This window comes from Bradyrhizobium sp. WYCCWR 13022 (assembly GCF_030435535.1).
Lineage (GTDB): Bacteria > Pseudomonadota > Alphaproteobacteria > Rhizobiales > Xanthobacteraceae > Bradyrhizobium.
In genome coordinates this window covers 247,116-264,945 of sequence record NZ_JAUIZJ010000048.1, presented here as the reverse complement: position 1 = coordinate 264,945, position 17,830 = coordinate 247,116, and the positions used below count along the sequence as shown (strand labels likewise).

Annotated in this window: 19 protein-coding genes and 1 tRNA gene; 6 read left to right on the top strand and 14 right to left on the bottom strand. The window is 62.6% G+C overall.

Translation table 11 applies throughout. The annotated features are described in order from the left end of the window. The first annotated feature begins 98 nt into the window (after window positions 1–98). Complete coding sequence (locus tag QY049_RS38260; protein WP_301270665.1) at window positions 99–896, top strand: hypothetical protein; 798 nt, start codon at window positions 99–101, stop codon at window positions 894–896. Window positions 897–923: 27 nt separating this feature from the next. Then, window positions 924–1,514, top strand: a complete 591-nt coding sequence (locus QY049_RS38255; RefSeq protein ID WP_301270664.1) for a hypothetical protein — start codon at window positions 924–926, stop codon at window positions 1,512–1,514. Between the two features lie 551 nt (window positions 1,515–2,065). Here QY049_RS38255 and QY049_RS38250 read toward each other — a convergent pair. Both QY049_RS38250 and QY049_RS38245 read right to left on the bottom strand, forming a co-directional pair. Continuing rightward, window positions 2,066–2,617 carry a recombinase family protein gene (locus QY049_RS38250; protein ID WP_301270663.1) on the bottom strand — a complete coding sequence of 184 codons (552 nt, stop codon included), beginning with the start codon at window positions 2,615–2,617 and terminating at the stop codon, window positions 2,066–2,068. A gap of 244 nt (window positions 2,618–2,861) precedes the next feature. Beyond that, window positions 2,862–4,409, bottom strand: coding sequence for a porin (locus QY049_RS38245; RefSeq protein ID WP_301270662.1), 1,548 nt, complete (start codon window positions 4,407–4,409; stop codon window positions 2,862–2,864). 883 nt (window positions 4,410–5,292) lie between these two features. Here QY049_RS38245 and QY049_RS38240 point away from each other — a divergent pair. Further along, window positions 5,293–5,385 (top strand) — tRNA-Ser (locus QY049_RS38240). A 130-nt stretch (window positions 5,386–5,515) separates the two neighbouring features. On the opposite strand, the gene QY049_RS38235 is transcribed toward QY049_RS38240, so the two are convergent. From QY049_RS38235 to QY049_RS38195, 9 genes are all read right to left on the bottom strand, one after another. Then, the gene (locus QY049_RS38235; RefSeq protein WP_194482439.1) at window positions 5,516–5,749 is read right to left on the bottom strand and encodes a hypothetical protein; all 234 of its coding nucleotides are present in this window, start codon (window positions 5,747–5,749) and stop codon (window positions 5,516–5,518) included. Window positions 5,750–5,843: 94 nt separating this feature from the next. Beyond that, entirely contained in the window at window positions 5,844–6,110 is a 267-nt protein-coding gene (locus tag QY049_RS38230; RefSeq protein WP_301270661.1) for a hypothetical protein, read from the bottom strand. A gap of 1,537 nt (window positions 6,111–7,647) precedes the next feature. Then, entirely contained in the window at window positions 7,648–9,126 is a 1,479-nt protein-coding gene (gene gatB / locus QY049_RS38225) for an Asp-tRNA(Asn)/Glu-tRNA(Gln) amidotransferase subunit GatB (protein WP_194482437.1), read from the bottom strand. Beyond that, window positions 9,123–9,425: a hypothetical protein gene (locus tag QY049_RS38220; RefSeq protein ID WP_301270660.1), complete on the bottom strand. Its 303-nt coding sequence runs from the start codon at window positions 9,423–9,425 to the stop codon at window positions 9,123–9,125. Before QY049_RS38220 ends, gatB begins: the two co-directional genes overlap by 4 nt. Then, window positions 9,416–10,891 carry an Asp-tRNA(Asn)/Glu-tRNA(Gln) amidotransferase subunit GatA gene (gene gatA / locus QY049_RS38215; RefSeq protein WP_301270659.1) on the bottom strand — a complete coding sequence of 492 codons (1,476 nt, stop codon included), beginning with the start codon at window positions 10,889–10,891 and terminating at the stop codon, window positions 9,416–9,418. Before gatA ends, QY049_RS38220 begins: the two co-directional genes overlap by 10 nt. Next, window positions 10,888–11,100 carry a hypothetical protein gene (locus QY049_RS38210; RefSeq protein WP_194482434.1) on the bottom strand — a complete coding sequence of 71 codons (213 nt, stop codon included), beginning with the start codon at window positions 11,098–11,100 and terminating at the stop codon, window positions 10,888–10,890. The genes gatA and QY049_RS38210 overlap by 4 nt, the downstream gene beginning before the upstream one ends. Before the next feature lie 18 nt (window positions 11,101–11,118). After that, the gene (gene gatC / locus QY049_RS38205; RefSeq protein WP_194482433.1) at window positions 11,119–11,406 is read right to left on the bottom strand and encodes an Asp-tRNA(Asn)/Glu-tRNA(Gln) amidotransferase subunit GatC; all 288 of its coding nucleotides are present in this window, start codon (window positions 11,404–11,406) and stop codon (window positions 11,119–11,121) included. A 76-nt stretch (window positions 11,407–11,482) separates the two neighbouring features. Then, window positions 11,483–12,559, bottom strand: a complete 1,077-nt coding sequence (locus QY049_RS38200; protein WP_258766640.1) for a nitronate monooxygenase family protein — start codon at window positions 12,557–12,559, stop codon at window positions 11,483–11,485. A 17-nt stretch (window positions 12,560–12,576) separates the two neighbouring features. Further along, entirely contained in the window at window positions 12,577–13,557 is a 981-nt protein-coding gene (locus QY049_RS38195; RefSeq protein ID WP_301270658.1) for a nitronate monooxygenase family protein, read from the bottom strand. Window positions 13,558–13,653: 96 nt separating this feature from the next. Between QY049_RS38195 and QY049_RS38190 the strand changes: the two genes are divergently transcribed. Continuing rightward, on the top strand, window positions 13,654–14,544 hold the full coding sequence (locus QY049_RS38190) for a LysR family transcriptional regulator (RefSeq protein WP_301270657.1): 891 nt from the start codon (window positions 13,654–13,656) through the stop codon (window positions 14,542–14,544). Here the strand turns inward: QY049_RS38190 and QY049_RS38185 are convergent. Then, window positions 14,531–14,746 (bottom strand): hypothetical protein, encoded by a 216-nt coding sequence (locus QY049_RS38185; protein ID WP_301270656.1) that lies wholly within the window; start codon window positions 14,744–14,746, stop codon window positions 14,531–14,533. The genes QY049_RS38190 and QY049_RS38185 overlap by 14 nt on opposite strands. Before the next feature lie 47 nt (window positions 14,747–14,793). Here QY049_RS38185 and ruvX point away from each other — a divergent pair, with 47 nt between their 5' ends. Together ruvX and QY049_RS38175 are read left to right on the top strand one after the other, a co-directional pair. Beyond that, a complete protein-coding gene (gene ruvX, locus QY049_RS38180; RefSeq protein WP_258766636.1) occupies window positions 14,794–15,285 on the top strand; it encodes a Holliday junction resolvase RuvX in 492 nt (163 codons plus the stop codon). 3 nt (window positions 15,286–15,288) lie between these two features. Further along, the gene (locus tag QY049_RS38175) at window positions 15,289–16,212 is read left to right on the top strand and encodes an AEC family transporter (RefSeq protein WP_301270655.1); all 924 of its coding nucleotides are present in this window, start codon (window positions 15,289–15,291) and stop codon (window positions 16,210–16,212) included. A 3-nt stretch (window positions 16,213–16,215) separates the two neighbouring features. Here the strand turns inward: QY049_RS38175 and QY049_RS38170 are convergent, their stop codons facing one another. Both QY049_RS38170 and QY049_RS38165 read right to left on the bottom strand, forming a co-directional pair. Further along, window positions 16,216–16,878, bottom strand: coding sequence for a CPBP family intramembrane glutamic endopeptidase (locus QY049_RS38170; protein WP_301270654.1), 663 nt, complete (start codon window positions 16,876–16,878; stop codon window positions 16,216–16,218). A 175-nt stretch (window positions 16,879–17,053) separates the two neighbouring features. Further along, window positions 17,054–17,821 (bottom strand): CPBP family intramembrane glutamic endopeptidase, encoded by a 768-nt coding sequence (locus tag QY049_RS38165; RefSeq protein ID WP_301270724.1) that lies wholly within the window; start codon window positions 17,819–17,821, stop codon window positions 17,054–17,056. Window positions 17,822–17,830: the final 9 nt, after the last annotated feature.

The following is a 17,830-nucleotide window of genomic DNA, read 5'->3' as shown; positions in this document are numbered from 1 at the left end:
CATCGGCGGGACGAACACGACCTGTCAGTAAAGGAAAACGGCGCACCTTGGTATCCTGATGAGAAACCTTGGTGCGCCGAAGAAGGGAAGACACTACGTTGCCGAAGAACACACTGCCCGCTGCCCCGGAGACCGAGGCAACTATGGGAGACGAACTGCGCGATGCTACTTTCGCTTCCCTTGAGGGGCACCCGAGCACCGCAGCCGCGCAGGCTCTCACCGAGGCCGTCAACGAACAGGTGCTGCAACTACTAGCCCACACGGAGTTTTTCGGGGAGCCCAAGAGGAACCGCAAGAAGCTCAAGCCAGCTATCGCGGCTTTCCTAGCTGATCTGCTGAGCGCTGAGGGCAAATGGGTTTATCGGTCACTCAAGAAGGACAGCTTCACGGGGGCGGTGATTGGCGCAAAGGCTTTCGTTCCTCTCCAACAAGCCATGCGAGAGCTTGGCCTTGTGGAGCATTATGGCGGTGTCGTTAGCCATTGGGTCCGATTTGACGAAGACGGACCGGCGTTGGCCAGCCGTCGAATGGCTTCGCGCTATCGTCCGACCACGAAGCTCATAGAGCTGGCAGGCGAGCACGGCATTAGCTTGGAGAACGCAGTAGACCACTTCGACTATGGTTTGCCGAAGCAACCGCTTCAGAAGCGCACCGCGAGCACATGGGACGCAGGCCGCAAGGTCCAAGGTCGCGTCATGAAGTTTGAGCACACGGACCTGTCGCTAAAGTTGGAAGCGGAGGTGCAGGTGCTGAATGAGTTTCTTGCGCAGCAGACCTTCGGTGGCGGCTGCATACATCGCGGCTACGTTCGCATCTTCCAGAACGGCGATGCCGCGAACTTCAATTGGGATCAGGGTGGGCGATTGTACAGCCAACCAGCAGACAGAAACTATTAACAGCAGTCCGGCAAGAAGCGCCTTGAGATGACCATCAACGGCTCGCCGGTAGTCGAGATTGATCTGCGAGCCAGCTACCTGACCATCTTCCACCTTTGGCATGGCGTGCAACTCGATAAAGACCACGACCCTTACGTGATCCCCGGACTTGGCGAGGAGGCGCGCGCCGTCGTGAAGCTGTGGGTGGCTGCGACATTCGGGAGCAGTGGGCCGCTGCGCAAGTGGCCTACAGTCATTCTGAAGGACTACGAGCTAGAGCACGGCCATCCTTTGGACACCGATCGATACCCTCCGGTGCAGCTAGGCGAGTTGATAACCAAGCACCACCCGCTTATGGGCCGATGGGGCCAGCCGCTAAAAGATGGCCGGGTCCGCACTTGGGCTGATCTTATGTTTGAAGAGAGCCGCGTCATCGTCGCTGCTATGCAGGGGCTGATGCGGGATGGCGTACCGAGCTTAGCGGTGCATGATAGCCTGATTGTTCCCGAACAGTATGAGCGCCAAGGCGCTATGGCGTTGACGGGAGCTTTCGGTGGCCATTTCCGCGTCGGGCAAATCCCCGCCCGTGCTAGCCTCAAAATCAATAGCAGGCAGGGAGAACGCCTTTTCGTGCCTTGATGCCGCCGCCCTTACCCCTACCCCCAAACCCATAGAGCCTAGACCCCTAGGGAGAGATAGAAGGTTAGCTACTAGCTAGAAAATAGACCACAGCGCACATCGCCTATAACGGAGAACGAATTTGGCCGTGAAGCCCGCCCCTCGGGCCGGATCATGGTTGGGCTAGTGCGCCGCCGTATATGTGCGCACAGCTGAGAACCTGGCTTTGGAGAGCCGCAGGGAATAGGAGCAATGCCTCTATACAACCCTAGGAATCGCGTAGGGGCGTTGGCGCGCTCTATGTCCGGGCCATCATAGCCTTGACCAAACCATCACCAGCAGCCTTCCCTGTGGCACATGGAGGATGGTACTAAACTACCACGTATTCTTGTTCTCCTTCACCTCTCCTGGCTTTCCTGTCGGTACTCTACGGAAGCACACTGCCCTGTTCAGCTGAGCTGGGGCCGAGGGCTTTAGCCCAGAGTTTGCGAAGGCGGGGATGGCCAAAGTTTCCAAGAAAGGTTCCATTCCCGTCCCGGAGGCTCCTTAGCTGCTGATCAGCTGGGCGGCGCTTAGCCGTCCTTGTCTTCAAGGGCGCGGTAGACCGAGGCGCGGCCTATCCCAAGCTCCTTCGCGATGGCTGACGGTCCTTTGCCTTCCGCGTGCATCGCCTTCACCTTCGCAACGTCCACCGAAGGCTTGCGGCCCTTGTAGACGCCACGCGCCTTAGCGTCCGCAATGCCTTCCAGTTGGCGCTCGCGCCGTAGGTTGGTCTCGAATTCAGCGAACACGCCGAGCATGTCCAAGAAGCACTTGCCTGCTGCGGTGCTGGTGTCGATGGGCTGCTCTGTAGCTTTCAGCGAGGCGCCACACGCCTTCACGGTGCGCACGATGTCCTGAAGGTCTCCGATGCTGCGGGCGAGCCTGTCGATCCTTGTCACCATGAGCACGTCACCGGAGCGGAGGAAGTCCAGCACGGTGCGAAGTTCTGCGCGGCCGGTGGTGGTGGTGCCGCTGCGCTTCTCCGAACGGATGAGGTCGCAGCCTGCTGCGCGCAATGCGTTCTCTTGGAGGTCGAGGTGTTGATCGGTGGTGCTCACGCGGGCGTACCCGATGATGGTCATTCGCCAGTCCTGTCTCATTAGAGTTTAGACCACGAGACATTGGCGTCTCGAAATTCAAATGTCAACTCTATTGAGACGTTACTTGTGTCTCAGGTGAATGTCTCGGAAGGGTAGACCCAATGATACGGGATGTGCGGGTTAACATACGCGGCTTCCAACGGACTGCACACGGAGCCATTCTGACCACAAAAAAACCCCCGGCAGTTTCCCGCCGAGGGCTCTCGATCAGATTTGTTAGATCAGATCAGAAGGTCCGCTGAGCGCGGAGCATCAGGGTCAGGGAGTTCTGATCCTTCAGCTCATACACAGCAGCCGGCTTCGCAATGGCCGAAACGGCCGGGGTCGCGATTGTGCCAGAGTACTTCTGATCCAGGCGAGACCAGCTCAGGTCACCCGTGAACGCCAGGTTCTTGACCGGGGTCCAGACGGTGTTGACGCCGATAACGCCGAAGTTGAAGTCCGGGTTACAGGTCGCAGTGGCGGCACCGAAAGCAGCAACAAAGTTACCGCAGATCAAAGCCTTACCTGCTCCGCTGTAGCTCAACGAAGCATAGCCACCGTAGATTGCGCTCGCCCAGTTCGGGGTCCAGTTGTGGGTGTAGCCACCGCGGAAGCCCCAGGTCTTGACGGTCTCGATGCTGCCGCCAGCGCCGAAGACGCCGTCAGCGATGCCCGCGAAACCGAGGCTCTGGTAGGCGCCGATGCCCGAGCCGCTGTAGATGGAGAACTGAGCCGGGAACAGGACCTGGAAGTTTTCTTTGCTCATGCCATCAGTGTAGACGGCCTGCAAGTTGATCGAATCACCCGCGCCAGTCGGGATGTTCTTGATCGACAAGGCGCCCTGCACAGCCCAACCCCACTTGTCGGACGGGTGGAACGTGGGTTCCGTCGTACCGTAGTAGGCAGCATGCAATTCATGGGCGCCAGCCGACAACTGGGCAAGACCCCAAGCTTGGTCAACACGAAGAGCGCCGATGATATCGGGCGAGCGCGTGCCACCTGCAGAGCTCACACCGTACTGTCCCGCGATGAGGGCGTTGCCGGCATTGGTAGCTGCGCTAGTGGTCACAATGGCACCCGCGCCACTAACGGCGCTGCTGGCCGCAAAGCCCGCGGTGTTCCAGAGGTTGCCGTTACCGTTGGACTGAGTATCGGGGCTCTCCAAGGCGAGCGAGCCAGTGATGCCCTGACCGAAATCAGCAGTATAGGCGAACTGGTTGATACCGGTGACGTGGTTGGAGCCGCCCGGAATGGTATCGGGACCGCCAGCCGGATAGCTCTGCCACGGAGCGTCGAAGATCGAGACAGTGCGGCCCATGGTGAAGCCAGCGAACTGGATGAACGCATGGTAGAGGCCGAGCGTGGCGCCACCGGCTGCGAACGTCGTCGGGCTGCTGCCGGTCACCTGACCGGTATCGTAGCTGAAGATCATGTCAGCATAGGTACGAACAACACCGTACTCGGTCGCCGTGCGGGTATCGACGTTCAAGTCCATACGAGCGCGGGTGTAGTAGTAGTTCGTCAGACGGTTGTTCGAGCCACCGTTGACCGTCGGGCCGTTAGCGTTGAAGTTATAGTCTCCAGCGCCACCAAAAACGGCGTCAGCGCGGACGTAACCACCCAGCTTGATACAGGTGTCGGTGCCCGGCATGTAATAGAAACCCGCACCGTAGAGCGAGCAGATCTTCACGTATTCGACCGCCTTGGCCTTTACGGGAAGATCAGCCGCTTGTGCTCCGCCAACGGCAAGCAGCGTTGCCGCAGAACCGAGCAAAAGGCCCTTGAACTTCATGTTAAACCTCCAAGTTGAAGGCCCCGTACAAACCATTGTACAAAGCCGTTTGAGCTACCCGCGAAAAGTCGTTGAAATTCAACGCATCCTCATTGCTTAGGTCTACTTAAGCGAAAGACCTAAACGGGACGACCTTGGGATGCCCCCCTCCGTCGCCCGATCACAATTACCGAACGTCCTTGCACACACAACAACAGAACGCTCCGAAACGGGTCCACGAAGCGTGTTTCCCTGAAAGTGTTGCACAAATAACACGCAGATGTGATCAAACTGCGCCGGTAACACATTGTTTTCATTACCGCTTTCTGAACGGTTCCATTTGCCGTCGAAATTCCCGGTCCAGCCGTACGCGCGCCGGCTTACGCACAGAGCCGGCTCCGACGCGTTCGAATCATGGGATCGATGCGCGCGACTCGGGGGATGCGTAATGCGCCGTAACTCTCGGTGATCTCAGGGGGCTACGCAAAGCGACCGGCGCGACCACCGCAGCGCCGCCCCTTTGCGCGAGTTGAAGTCGCTCGGGGGATCGGGACATCAGGGCCGGCGGCCACGGACGACGTCGCCCGGCGGACAGCCCTTCATAAGCCTCGGACGCAGCAGCCAGCCGGTGTGACGCCTTGCAGGGCGCCGTGCCTCCGCATGAACTTTCTAGTGAATTCAATCGCTTAACGCGAGATGGATGACGTTTTGCGCGACCCCTTCGACGTCGCCTCTTCCAATCGCGCTGGATCCTGGTCAGCTCTTTCGACTCAATGTTTCGCAACCGGACAGCAAACCATCTCTATCGGCGCGCAGTGATGCGGAATTCGTTGGGAATATTTGAACGAAAACACACGCTTCCAAATTGACCGGCCCAAGCAATTAGATGCATAAGGCTCGCACCGGAGAGGTGGCCGAGTGGCTGAAGGCAACGCTTTGCTAAAGCGTCATACGGTCTCAAGCTGTATCGAGGGTTCGAATCCCTCTCTCTCCGCCACCCAGCCGCAGATTCCAGCTCTGTCGCGTGTCTTCATATGAAAGCCGTCGGGGCAAAGGCTAGGCGCAAGGTTCCGCGCGGCCGATCTCAACCCGATTCGCGCTCACCTTATATATAAGTGTGCGCATACCTAGATGCGCGATCGCCAGACCCGCCAGTGCGAAGGCGATATCAGCACGGCCTCGTTCGCCCAGACATTGAACCACACGCCGCCCTTGCGGCGGCATGGAAAGGTCAGCGGCAGAATGCCTGACTTGTGCGGCCGTCCGAGTTCCAGATCGCAATCGTCGGGCGCGATCTGAATCGGCAGCCATTCGCGCGGTCTTGGACTCGGTCCCGGGTCGCTGTTGTCGGAATCGCTCATGCCGCGCAGGTCTAGATGGCGATACGCCCTGCGAACTTGATTCAGCGCAATTCCTGCGCCCCGTAGAACCACCGGGCCGGATGAACTGCTCGGCTCAGTGCGCGGACACCCAAGCCCTCGCCTCACGCTGCGCAGCCGAGATCTCGGTCTCCGACATCTGGCCTGCCACTTCCTGGCGCAGCGCGACGGCGTCCTTGCGGCCCTTCAGGGCTGCGAGGTTGAACCATTTGTGCGCGGCGACGAGATCGACGAGGCCGGAGCGGCCGCTCGCCCAGTAGATCCCGCGCTCGAACAGAACGTCCGACAGCGCGCTTGCATCGATCGGCGTTGCCGTCTCGAGATCGAAAGTACCCTGAAACATAACGCATCCCCTTTTTTTCTTAGGCCGCCTCGTTCCCCCGAGCGCGGCTCCCGTCCAACTCTGATGTGCGTGACCCTTCCGGGCCGCGCGCTGTTCAACTCATCCCCAGGGCTTCTTGCCCGTTGCCGTTTGCCGGCTTGTTGGAGGCGATGATGGCGGGCAAATTTGAATGGCAGTTTAAGTATCGCGATGAAGCAGACGTAAACGCGAGGCCGCGCCGCAAACGCGGACGATTGAAGAAGTCCACGATTTGCAGGCACTTCTGCGATTCGTCAGATTCGGTTTACCCTGCGGCTTCAGGACATCGATAACCATCGCGCACGGTGGCGCACCGCGTCCGCCCACATTCCCCGCGCAGGCGGGGAATCCAGTACGCCGCGGCTCATCGATTCAACCACTGACATCTCGGCGTACAGGATCGCCCGGTCGGAGCCGGGCGATGACACCGCGCATGGAGGAGCGTCGCGCAAACAACGCGCAACCGGGCCTCAGCCCTCGCCTGCCTCAGGGCAGAACGGCCGAAGCACCTCGGCCGAGATCATGCGGCTGCGGTCGTGATCAGATCAACAATGTGGGGAAAAGGGATTGCCGGCAATACCCCGGCCTCAGGGAACGAGGGCGTCGGCGAACACGTCAGGACCAGATTCCAAATGAGCCCGAAGGCCGCTTGTGGAATTGCGGAGCCCTTTTGAAGGAGACCCGCACCGAACGAAGAAAACTTGTTTCTTCTGCCGGACCGGACTTTGACGAGCGAACTCGCGAAGCTGACGATCCGACCGTTGACCTGATGTCTCGCCGACACCCTCTATCGTCGACCAGAACCCCGAAAGGCGCTGATGACGTGCCGGCTACGAAGAGCCGGCAACTTCAGAAGCGAAGTTACTTCTTCTTCTTCGCGACCTTGCGGGTCTTCTTCGCAGTCTTCTTCACTGCGCTCTTCGCCTTCTTCGCCTTCTTCGCTTTCTTGGCCATGTTGCCCTCCGATGTGTGAGATGGCTTTAATCGCTGCGCGCATTCGGGGATCGAATGCACTCACCCCGAATACACCAACACGACGAAAAAAACATCTTCTCACTTAAGGAAGTGTTGACGACGTGGCGAGCGTGCGACAGCCGCGCTTGATTTGCCCGTCGGCAGCGGCACGTGTCTGCGATTGCAGATGCATCTCGCAACATCGACGTCGTCGAGCGCAACGATTGCAGGAAAACACTATGTAGCAAGGATGATTCTGCGCACGCGCACCACATGCGATCAGCGCGACGACGGACACCGCGAAGCGCGCGATGGCGTCGCGAGACGGAGTCGCGGACTCTGAGTCGGAAGTTTTGGCAACGAAATTATTTTCATGCTTAACGGCGGAAGCGCTCGCCAGAGCGCGAGCAAGTCGCCGTTTCGAGCGAATCGCGCGACCTGCGATTCGGTGGCGCTGCGCGCCCTTGAGCGGATGATGATTGCCGTCGATGACGCGTGCGAGCGCCGCATCGCGACGCGAAGCGAGGTGACGAAGCGTATCGCCACCTCGTCCGAACGCGCGAGATCAGACGCCGAGCTTGGACTTGAGCAGTTCGTTGACCGCTTGCGGGTTCGCCTTGCCGCCTGAAGACTTCATCACCTGGCCGACGAACCAGCCGAGCGACTGCGGCTTGTCCTTCACCTGCGCGGCCTTGTCGGGATTGGCCGCGATGATGTCGTCGACAACCTTTTCGATCGCCGAAAGATCCGTCACCTGCTTCATGCCGCGGCTTTCGACCAGCGCACGCGGGTCGCCGCCCTCCTGCCAGACGATCTCGAACAGATCCTTGGCGATCTTGCCTGATATCGTCCCCTCGCCGATCAGGTCGATGATCCCTGAGAGCTGCTCGGACGTGACGGGAGAACCCGTAATATCCCGGCCTTCCTTGTTGAGACGGCCGAACAGCTCGTTGATCACCCAGTTCGCCGCCATCTTGCCGTCGCGGGCGCGGTCGGCGAGCTTGTCGAGCACCGTCTCATAGAACACCGCGCTCTCGCGCTCGGCGACGAGAACGCTCGCGTCGTAAGCCGACAGGCCGAAGTCTGCGACAAAGCGCGCCTTCTTCTGGTCCGGCAGTTCCGGCAGCTTCGCCTTCAGCTCGTCGACGAAGCTTTGCGAGAACTCCAGCGGCAGCAGATCCGGATCGGGGAAGTAGCGGTAGTCGTGCGCCTCTTCCTTCGAGCGCATCGAGCGCGTCTCGCCCTTGTTGGGGTCGTAGAGCCGCGTCTCCTGGTCGATCGCACCACCATCCTCGAGAATTTCGATCTGGCGGCGCGCCTCGAACTCGATCGCCTGGCCGATGAAGTTGATCGAGTTCATGTTCTTGATCTCGCAGCGGGTGCCGAGCGGTGCGCCGGGCTTGCGAACGGAGACGTTGACGTCGGCGCGCAAGCTCCCTTTCTCCATGTCGCCGTCGCAGGTGCCGAGATAGCGCAGGATCGAGCGGAGCTTGGTCACATAGGCCTTGGCCTGCTCGGCATCGCGGATGTCGGGCTTGGAGACGATCTCCATCAGCGCCACGCCGGAGCGGTTGAGATCCACATTGGTCATCGTCGGCGACCGGTCGTGCAGCAACTTGCCGGCGTCCTGCTCGAGATGCAGCCGCTCGATGCCGACCGAAACGCTGCGGCCGCCGTCGAGTTCGACCAGAACTTCGCCCTCGCCCACCACGGGCGACTTGTACTGGCTGATCTGGTAGCCCTGCGGCAGGTCCGGATAGAAATAGTTCTTCCGGTCGAACACCGAACGCAGATTGATCTTTGCGTTGAGCCCGAGCCCGGTCCGGACAGCCTGCCTGACACATTCCTCGTTGATCACAGGCAGCATGCCCGGCATCGCCGCATCGACGAGCGACACATGAGTGTTCGGCTCACCGCCGAATGCGGTCGACGCCCCCGAGAACAGCTTTGAGTTCGACGTCACCTGGGCATGGATCTCCATGCCGATGACCATCTCCCAATCGCCGGTGGCTCCCTTGAGAAGCTTGTGCGTGGCCGTGCTCATGTTGTGCTCCCGAGCAGCGTGACAGCGATCCGCTCCCACTCCGCTTCCAATGAATCCTTGGCCGCAGGCTTACCGGCCTGCCGGTACCAGTAGCCGGCATTGCCGAGATCGCCTTCGACGCGGTGCAGATAGGCGTGCACCCAGGCAGCGTCGCGGCTGGTGTCGTCCTGAACTATCCTGTGCGCCTCGTCCCAGTCGCCCTTCGCCGCCCACCAGAGACCGGCGAGCGGCGCGGTCAGGCCAGGCGCGGGCGCCGCGCCGTCGAGGCTTGCGATGAAGTCGGCGGCATTCACCACCACCTCGCGGGCGTGAAGCGGCCGGCGGCCTGCTCGATCACCTCGCCGAGCGAGAACAGCGTCTCCTCCTCGAACGGACGGCCGATCAGTTGCAGGCCGAGCGGCAGGCCCTGGCTATCCTTGCCGGCGGGCACGGCGATGCCCGGCAGGCCCGCCATGTTCACCGTCACCGTGAAGATATCGTTGAGGTACATCTCGACGGGATCGGCACCGCCCTTCTCGCCGATGCCGAAGGCGGCCGACGGCGTCGCCGGGGTCAGGATCGCGTTGATGCCCTTGGCGAAGCAATCCTCAAAGTCCCTCTTGATCAGCGTGCGCACCTTCTGGGCGCGCAGGTAATAGGCGTCGTAATAGCCGGCCGAGAGCACATAGGTGCCGATCATGACGCGGCGGCGCACTTCGGCGCCAAATCCTTCGGCGCGGGTATTCTCGTAGAGCTCGATGATGTTCTTGGCCTGCTCGCGCAGGCCGTAGCGGACGCCGTCGTAGCGCGCGAGGTTCGACGAGGCCTCCGCCGGCGCCACGATATAGTAGGCCGGCAGCGCGTACTTGGTGTGGGGCAGCGACACCTCGACCAGTTCTGCGCCGGCCGCCTTCAGCCAGGCTGCGCCCTCGCTCCAGAGCTTCTCGATCTCGGCCGGCATGCCGTCGAGACGATACTCCCTGGGGACTCCGATCTTCATGCCCTTCACGGACTTGCCGATCGCAGCCTCGTAGTCAGGCACGGCAATGTCGACCGAGGTCGTATCCTTCGGATCGTGGCCGGCCATCGAGCGCAGCAGCATGGCTGCATCGCGCGTGCTGCGCGCGATCGGACCAGCCTGGTCGAGCGAGGACGCGAAGGCGACGATGCCCCACCGCGAGCAGCGGCCATAGGTCGGCTTGATGCCGACGGTGGCGGTGAACGCGGCCGGCTGGCGGATCGAGCCGCCGGTGTCGGTCGCGGTCGCGCCCATGCACAGCAGCGCGGCGACGGCCGAGGCCGAGCCGCCGGACGAGCCGCCCGGCACCAGAGTCGTGTTGCTCCCCTCACGTCGCCAGGGATTGCCGACGGGACCGAAGCACGAGGTCTCGTTCGCCGAGCCCATCGCGAACTCGTCATTGTTGAGCTTGCCGAGCATCACGGCACCATCGCGCCAGAGCTGCGAGGTGACGGTGGACTCGTAGGTCGGCACGAAATTGCCGAGGATCTTCGAGCACGCCGTGGTGCGCACGCCCCTGGTCGCGAACAGGTCCTTGATGCCGAGCGGGATGCCGGCGAGCGGGCCGGCGTCCCCCTTGGCGATCCTGGCGTCCGCCTCGCGCGCCATGCTGCGCGCCTGGTCGGGCGTCTCCATCACGAAGGCATTGAGCACGCGCGCCTTCTCGATCGCGGAAAGATGCGCGTCGGTCAGCTCGAGCGACGTGAAAGTCTTGTCGGCGAGACCCTTGCGGGCCTCGGCGAGCGTCAGCGATGTCAAATCGGTCATTTATTGATCGGGCTGCAGAAGAACGGAGACAGGGTCTTGTCGTTGGCCGGGTCGTCTTTTTTGGCGGCCGCGTTCGCGGCGGCTTGCATTTCGTCGAGCACGGCGTTGACGGCGACATTGGGATCGGCAGCCTTGCCCTGCCGCTCCATCTTGTCGAGGTAGTTCATGTAGGCCTGATAGGCCTTCTCATCGTCGCAAAGCAGGCACATCGCACGGCGTCCTAACAGTTACTCGACGACTTTGGGCACGAGAAAGAAGTGACCTTCGGTCGCAGGCGCGTTGGCAACGATATCGTCGGCGATCTCGCCGTCATTGACCACGTCTTGCCGCTTCTTCATCTGCATCGGGGTGACCGAGGTCATCGGCTCCACGCCCTCGACATCGACCTCCGAGAGCTGCTCGACAAAGGCGAGCATGGCGTTGAGCTCGCCTTGCAGATGCGGAACCTCGTCCTCGGAAACCGCAATGCGCGCCAGATGCGCGATGCGGCGGACGGTAGCGGCGTCGACGGACATTATATAAGGCCTCTCACGGCAAAACTCATGTGCCGTATAGCAGAGGCCGGTTTTGCGCCGCAACCGGCGGCGGACGCTACCCGGCCATCTGGCGGAGGCGCGCCAGCGCCGATTTGGCGAAATCCCGGGTCAATTCGGCCGCAGGGACCTCGCGGCCCAGCGCCACGGCCTGCCCAGCCCACAGGTTGGTGAAGTCCACCTTGCCCTGCTTTTCGGCCGCCGCCTTGAGCGGCCCCAGCGCGGTAGCCGCATGAGGAAACGGCGGCGCATCCGGCGAGATCGGGCCGGCCTCGCGCATCAGGCGGTTCTGCACGCCGCGCGCCGGGCGGCCGGTCATGACGTTGGTGATGACGGTGGAATCGTCCCGCGCCTCGGCCAGCGCCTTGCGGCCGCCTGCGCTGACCTTGGACTCGGGACAGCGCAGATAGGCGCTGCCGATCTGCACGCCGGATGCACCGAGCGCGAAGGCCGCGGCGATGCCGCGCCCGTCCGCGATGCCGCCCGCCGCGATGACGGGCACCTTCACGGCATCGGCAACCTGCGGCACCAGCGCAAAGGTGCCGGGCTGCTCCGCAATCTTGTCGGTCAGGAACATGCCGCGATGGCCGCCCGCTTCGGCGCCCTGGGCAATCACGGCGTCAACGCCGCGCTGTTCGAGCCAGACCGCCTCCTTCACCGTCGTAGCAGACGAGATGACGAGACAGCCCGCCGCCTTGACGCGCTTGAGCAGCGCTTGCTCCGGCAGGCCGAAATGGAAGCTGACGATCTCCGGCTTCAGCTCCTCGACGACCTCGCAGAAGGCGGCATCGAACGGTGCCCGGTTGGCCGCATTGATCGGCGCCGCCGGATCGAGTCCATGCTCGGTGTAGTAGCCCGCGAGCCGCCTCTTCCAGTGCGCTTCGGCCTCCGGCGTGAGATCGACCGGCGTGTGGCAGAAGAAATTCATGTTCACCGGCGCCTTCACGCGCTGGCGAATGATGTTGACCTGCTCGCGCGCCTTCTCCGGTGACAGCATCGCGCTCGGCAGCGAGCCGAGCCCGCCGCCTTCAGCCACCGCGATCACCAGCTCGGCATCCATCACACCAGCCATCGGCGCCAGCACGATCGGGAATTCGGTCTTGAACAGATCGATCAGTCGACGGTCGGGCCACATGGTGGGTCTCTCCTGGTTCAGGCGAGCGAGGCGATGGAGTTGCGTCGGCCGGCCAGCAACTGTTCGGCCTCGGACGCAATCCGTTCGACGATCTCGGCCGCCGGTGGAATATCATGGATCAGGCCGACCGCTTCTCCCGCAATGACCGCGGCAATATCAAAATCGCCCGAGACTTTCGCGGCCGCATACTCCGCCGCGACTGCGGCGACATTCTGCACCAGCTCGACCTCGCGCCCGATCCAGCGACGGGCGTGGTCATTGACCAGACACCGTCCCGTGAACGGCGCCGGCCAGACATTGTTGCGCGAGAGATCGAAGATGATGCCGCGAACCGTGGAACCGCTGTTCGCTGCACAGATGCGCCGTTTGGCCTCGTCGGCACCGTCGGCCTCCTGGCTTGCATAGAAGCGTGTGCCGAGCAGCACGCCGCTTGCGCCCAGCATCATCATGGCGGCGAGACCGCGACCGTCGGCGATGCCGCCGGCCGCCACCACAGGCACACGGCCCACGGCCAGATCGACAATGGCAGGTACGAGATCGATGGTGGTGCGCCAGGCGCCGTGGCCGCCCGCCTCTGTCCCCTGCGCGACCAGAATATCGGCGCCGGCATCGAGCGCTTGCCGCGCCATCGCCTCGTCCTGCACCTGGCAGATCAACCGCGCGCCGGCTGATGCGATTTTCGCTGCGAACGGCGCGGGATCGCCGAACGAGAGCATGATCGCGGACGGCTTTGCTGCGAGCGCGACATCGAGAAGTTCGGGGCGTTTGGCGAGGCTCCAGGTGATAAAGCCGATCCCGAACGGCGCATCTAATGCCGCGAGCTTCGCCGTCTCCTGCACCAGCCACGCATTCTCGCCATAGCCGCCGCCCAGAATGCCAAATCCGCCGGCACGGCTCACGGCCGTCACCAGGCGACCGCCGGCGACGATATCCATCGGCGCCAGCAGGATCGGATGCCTGATCCCGAGAAGCTCCGTCAACGGCGTCGTGATTGGCATGGGATCTCCCGCTCTGGACACGGAGATTAGGTGCAACTAGCATTCTCGAAAAATGAATTCTTGCGAACGCTGCCATCACAAAAGCGAAACGACGCCATGGAACTGAGTGACATCCAGACCTTCGCCGCGGTCGCCCGCACCGGCGGCATCACCCGCGCCGCCGAAGAGCTCAACACAGTGCAATCCAACGTCACCCAGCGCATCAAGTCTCTGGAGGCCGAGATCGGCACGCCGCTGTTCGAGCGCCACAGCCGCGGCATGGCGCTGACCGGCGCCGGCAAGCGCCTCCTCCCCTACGCGCAACGGATGGCCGCGCTATCGCGCGAAGCCGTGCTCGCGGCGCGCGATGATGGCGAGGCGAAGGGACCGCTTGCGATCGGCTCGATGGAGACGACGGCCGCAGTCCGACTGCCGACTCTGCTCGCCGATTTCCACCGCCGTTTCCCGGCCGTACGCCTCAGCTTGCGCACTTCACCGACCGCCGATCTCGTCGCCGCCGTGCTCGAAGGCACGCGCGATGGGGCCTTCGTCGCCGGCCCCATCGCGCATGACGACCTCACCGTGACAAGCGCGTTCCGCGAGGAGCTGGTGCTGGTCAGCGCGCGGCGCTGGGCTTCGCTCGCCGAGTTGCGCGCCGGCACGCCCGAGTCAGGCCCGACCGCGCTGGTGTTCCGCACCGGCTGCACCTACCGCCAGCGCCTCGAGCAGATCTTTGTCGAGTTCGGCTGGCCCTCAGCCACGCGCTTCGAGCTCGGCACGCTCGACGGCATGATCGGCTGCGTCGCCGCCGACATGGGTGTCACACTACTGCCCCGCGCGGTCGTCGAGCGCAGCACGATGAACGGCAGCGTGACGATGCACGCGCTGAGCCCGTCGCATGGACGCGTCGAGACGCTGTTCATCCAGCGCCGCGCCGGTCATCAAACCAGCGCGCTGAGCGGCTTCCTGTCCTGCCTGACCAAGGACGACGAGATCATCGCGGCCTGATCCACCAGCGCCGCAGCGCCACGAAAGCCCAGATCGCCTCGATCAGACCGAACGGCCAGGCGCCCTGCATGAATCCGTAGGCCGAGCCGAGCGCGCAAGAGGCCGCGAACAACAACACGAACCAGGGGCTGCGATCCTCAAAGGCATAGCAGACCAGCATCGCCGTCACGGCAAACAGGCCGAATAGTGTCAGTGCATCCATCGTTACGGGTTCACTCCGCGGCGCGGCGCATGATATGCGCTAGTGCCATGCCGGCTCTTATCCTGCCCCTCGTCGATGCTGCAACCCACTGGCCCGAACGCGGCGGGTTGATCGGTCTTGACCTCGGCACCAAAACCATCGGCGTTGCCGTGTCCAATCCAGACCGGCGGCTGGCGACCGGTGTCGAGACGATCCAGCGCAAGCAGTTCAAGCAGGACGCAGCCCGCCTCCTCGCGATCGCCACCGAGCGCAAGGTCGTCGGCTTCGTGCTCGGCCTCCCCATCAACATGGACGGCAGCGAGGGCCCGCGCGCGCAGTCGACCCGGGCTTTTGCGCGCAATCTCGCCAATCTGACCCCACTCCCCATCGGTCTCTGGGACGAACGCCTCTCGACCGCAGCGGTCGAGCGCGAGTTGATCGGCATGGACGTCAGCCGCGCCAAGCGCGCCGAGGTGATCGACGAGCACGCCGCCATCTTCATTCTGCAAGGCGCGCTCGACCGGCTCACCAATCTGCGCACGGCATCAGGAAATAGCTGATCCATGGCCGTCGTGATCGCGGCGCTGCTGCCGGTCTTCATCCTCATCGTGCTCGGCGTCGTGCTCCGGCACAGCCTGATGCGGCTCGACACGCAATGGCACGGGCTGGAGCGGCTGACCTATTTTGTCCTTTTCCCGATGCTCTTGATCCAGACACTGGTGAAGGCTGATCTCTCAAAAGTGCCTGTCGCCGGCGTCGGCGGCGCCCTGCTGCTGTCGGCGCTGGCGATGTCGCTGCTCTGCCTTGCGCTCCGGCCGGCGCTATCGCGGCTCGGCATCGACGGCCCCGCCTTCACCTCGATCTTCCAGGGCGCGACACGTTGGCAGACCTATGTCGCGCTGTCCGTCTCCGCCAATTTGTACGGCGACGTCGGGCTGGCGCTCGCCTCCGTCGCGATGGTCGCGATCATTCCGCTGGTGAACGTGTTCAGCGTCGCCGTGCTCGCGCAATATGCGTCGCCCGAGAAGCAGTCCGCGCGCGCCATCGCCATGACCGTGATCCGCAATCCCCTGATCTGGGCCTGCGTCATCGGCCTCGTCATCAACGTGATCCATCTGCCGCTGCCAAAAATCTGGCACGAGGTGGCCGACGCGCTCGGTCGCTCCTCGCTCGCCATCGGCCTGCTCGTCACCGGCGCCGGCCTGCAACTCAAGGGCCTGCTCCGCCCGAGCGTAGGTGTGACGCTTGGCGTGGCGTTCAAGTTGGTGCTGATGCCCGTGCTTGCGCTGGCGCTGGCCGCCTGGTTCGGCCTCTCCGGCGACAGCCTCGCGATCGTCGCGATCTGCGCGGCGGTGCCGACCTCACCCAGCGCCTATGTGCTGGCCCGCCAGATGGGCGGCGACGCGCCGCTGCTGGCGCAGATCATCACGCTGCAGACGATCTTGGCGGTGATCACCATGCCGATTGCGATCGCGCTGGTGGCGTGAGCGCTAGACGTAGACACCACCTCTGAGGAACATGATGATGTTGACTCCCGAATGCATCATGACAGTCAGCCAAGTCGAATTGCTGCGCCAGCGTATGTATCCAAGGAGCAACCCGCCGGCGAACACCGAAGCCTGGCCGAGCCAATTATATTGAGTGTGGAGTAATGCCCACGCGACGGCCGTCAGTGCGATGGCACCTCGTGGGTGCAGAAATGATTGCGACCAACCGCGAAAGATAAAGCCGCGGAAGGCGAGCTCCTCCGTGATTGGCGCGGCAATGCACCCGCCCATCAAGTAAATCAGCAATCCGTCCGGCGAGCTCGAGAAAGAATGATCGGAGGCAGTCAATTCCCATCTATTGAGAATGGGCCAAGCGAGAGATTCAGCCAAGAGAAGTGCCGCCGTGAGAGCGAGCGCAATTACCAATTCATGTGAAGTCGGCCAGCTCAAAGCGAGGTAGTCAGCGAACCTCTGGTTGGCCATGCGTGTCGCAATCCAGAACACGACCATTGTCGGACACGCGAAAATAACGGCAAACCCTACCCGCACCTGTGCCAACGAGAATTGCGTCACGATTTGGCGCAAGTCCCACATCGCGTTCAGGGCAAATTTCAATGTCAGAGTTTGAACGGCATAAGCGATGAGAGCAACGAGCAGCGTCTCCATGAAATCCCACGTCCTTGGAGGCCGAGGCGAGCCCATGGCTGACGGAAAATGAGGGAGCTCTGACATAAGTGAACAACCTATCCGCGACGATCGGACCTGGTTCCACCTATCATATGGCATGGCAAGACGACCAGCCGCTTGATGAGCGGCGGCCCTTCGCGAGCGAATTCCGCCGTCACTCCCCCAGCCACATCGTCAGCACCACCGCGGTCATGTTGTTCAGCGCATGCAGCACGATGGTGAGCCAGAGCGAGTTGGCGCGGTGGCGCATGTAGCCGAACCACAGTCCGATCGAGAACACTTCGGCGAGAAAGTAAAAATCGTATTGCAGATGCACCGCCGTCCACACCAGTGACGACAGGATGATCGCGCCGGGCACACGCAGGAAGCTCGCCGACCAGCCGCGGAACAGGAAGCCGCGCGCGAGCACCTCTTCCGACATCGGCGCTGCCACGCTGAAGGCAAACAACAGCAGCATAGCCGCGCCCTTGTCGCGGCCGGATTTCAACAGATCAGTCATGAAGCCCGGCGTGGCCTCGCGGCCGAGGGATCGCGACAGCACCTCCCAGACCAAGACGGTCACAATGAGACCGGCAGCACCGAGCAAGAGTTGCTTCCAGGTCGGCCAACGCAGCGCGAGATAGTCGACGAAAGACGCCTTCTTGATGCGGCGGATAGCGAGCCACACGGCCGCAAGCGTCGCAGGCAGGCCCATGATCACCGACAACGCCAGCGCTTGCGGCTCCTTCCCAACAAGCTGGATCGAGGCCATGTCGAACGGCAACCCGCGCATCGCCACCAGCAGCAGGATCGCCCCGATCTGGCCGACAAACATCGCGGCAAAGATGAAGAGGCCCCACAGCGCCGTGCCCCAGAACTTCCAGACGCGCGGCGGCGCCGGCGTCACGATCGGCGGCGGATGGTCGGGATTGAGGGAATCCATCAGGAGGCT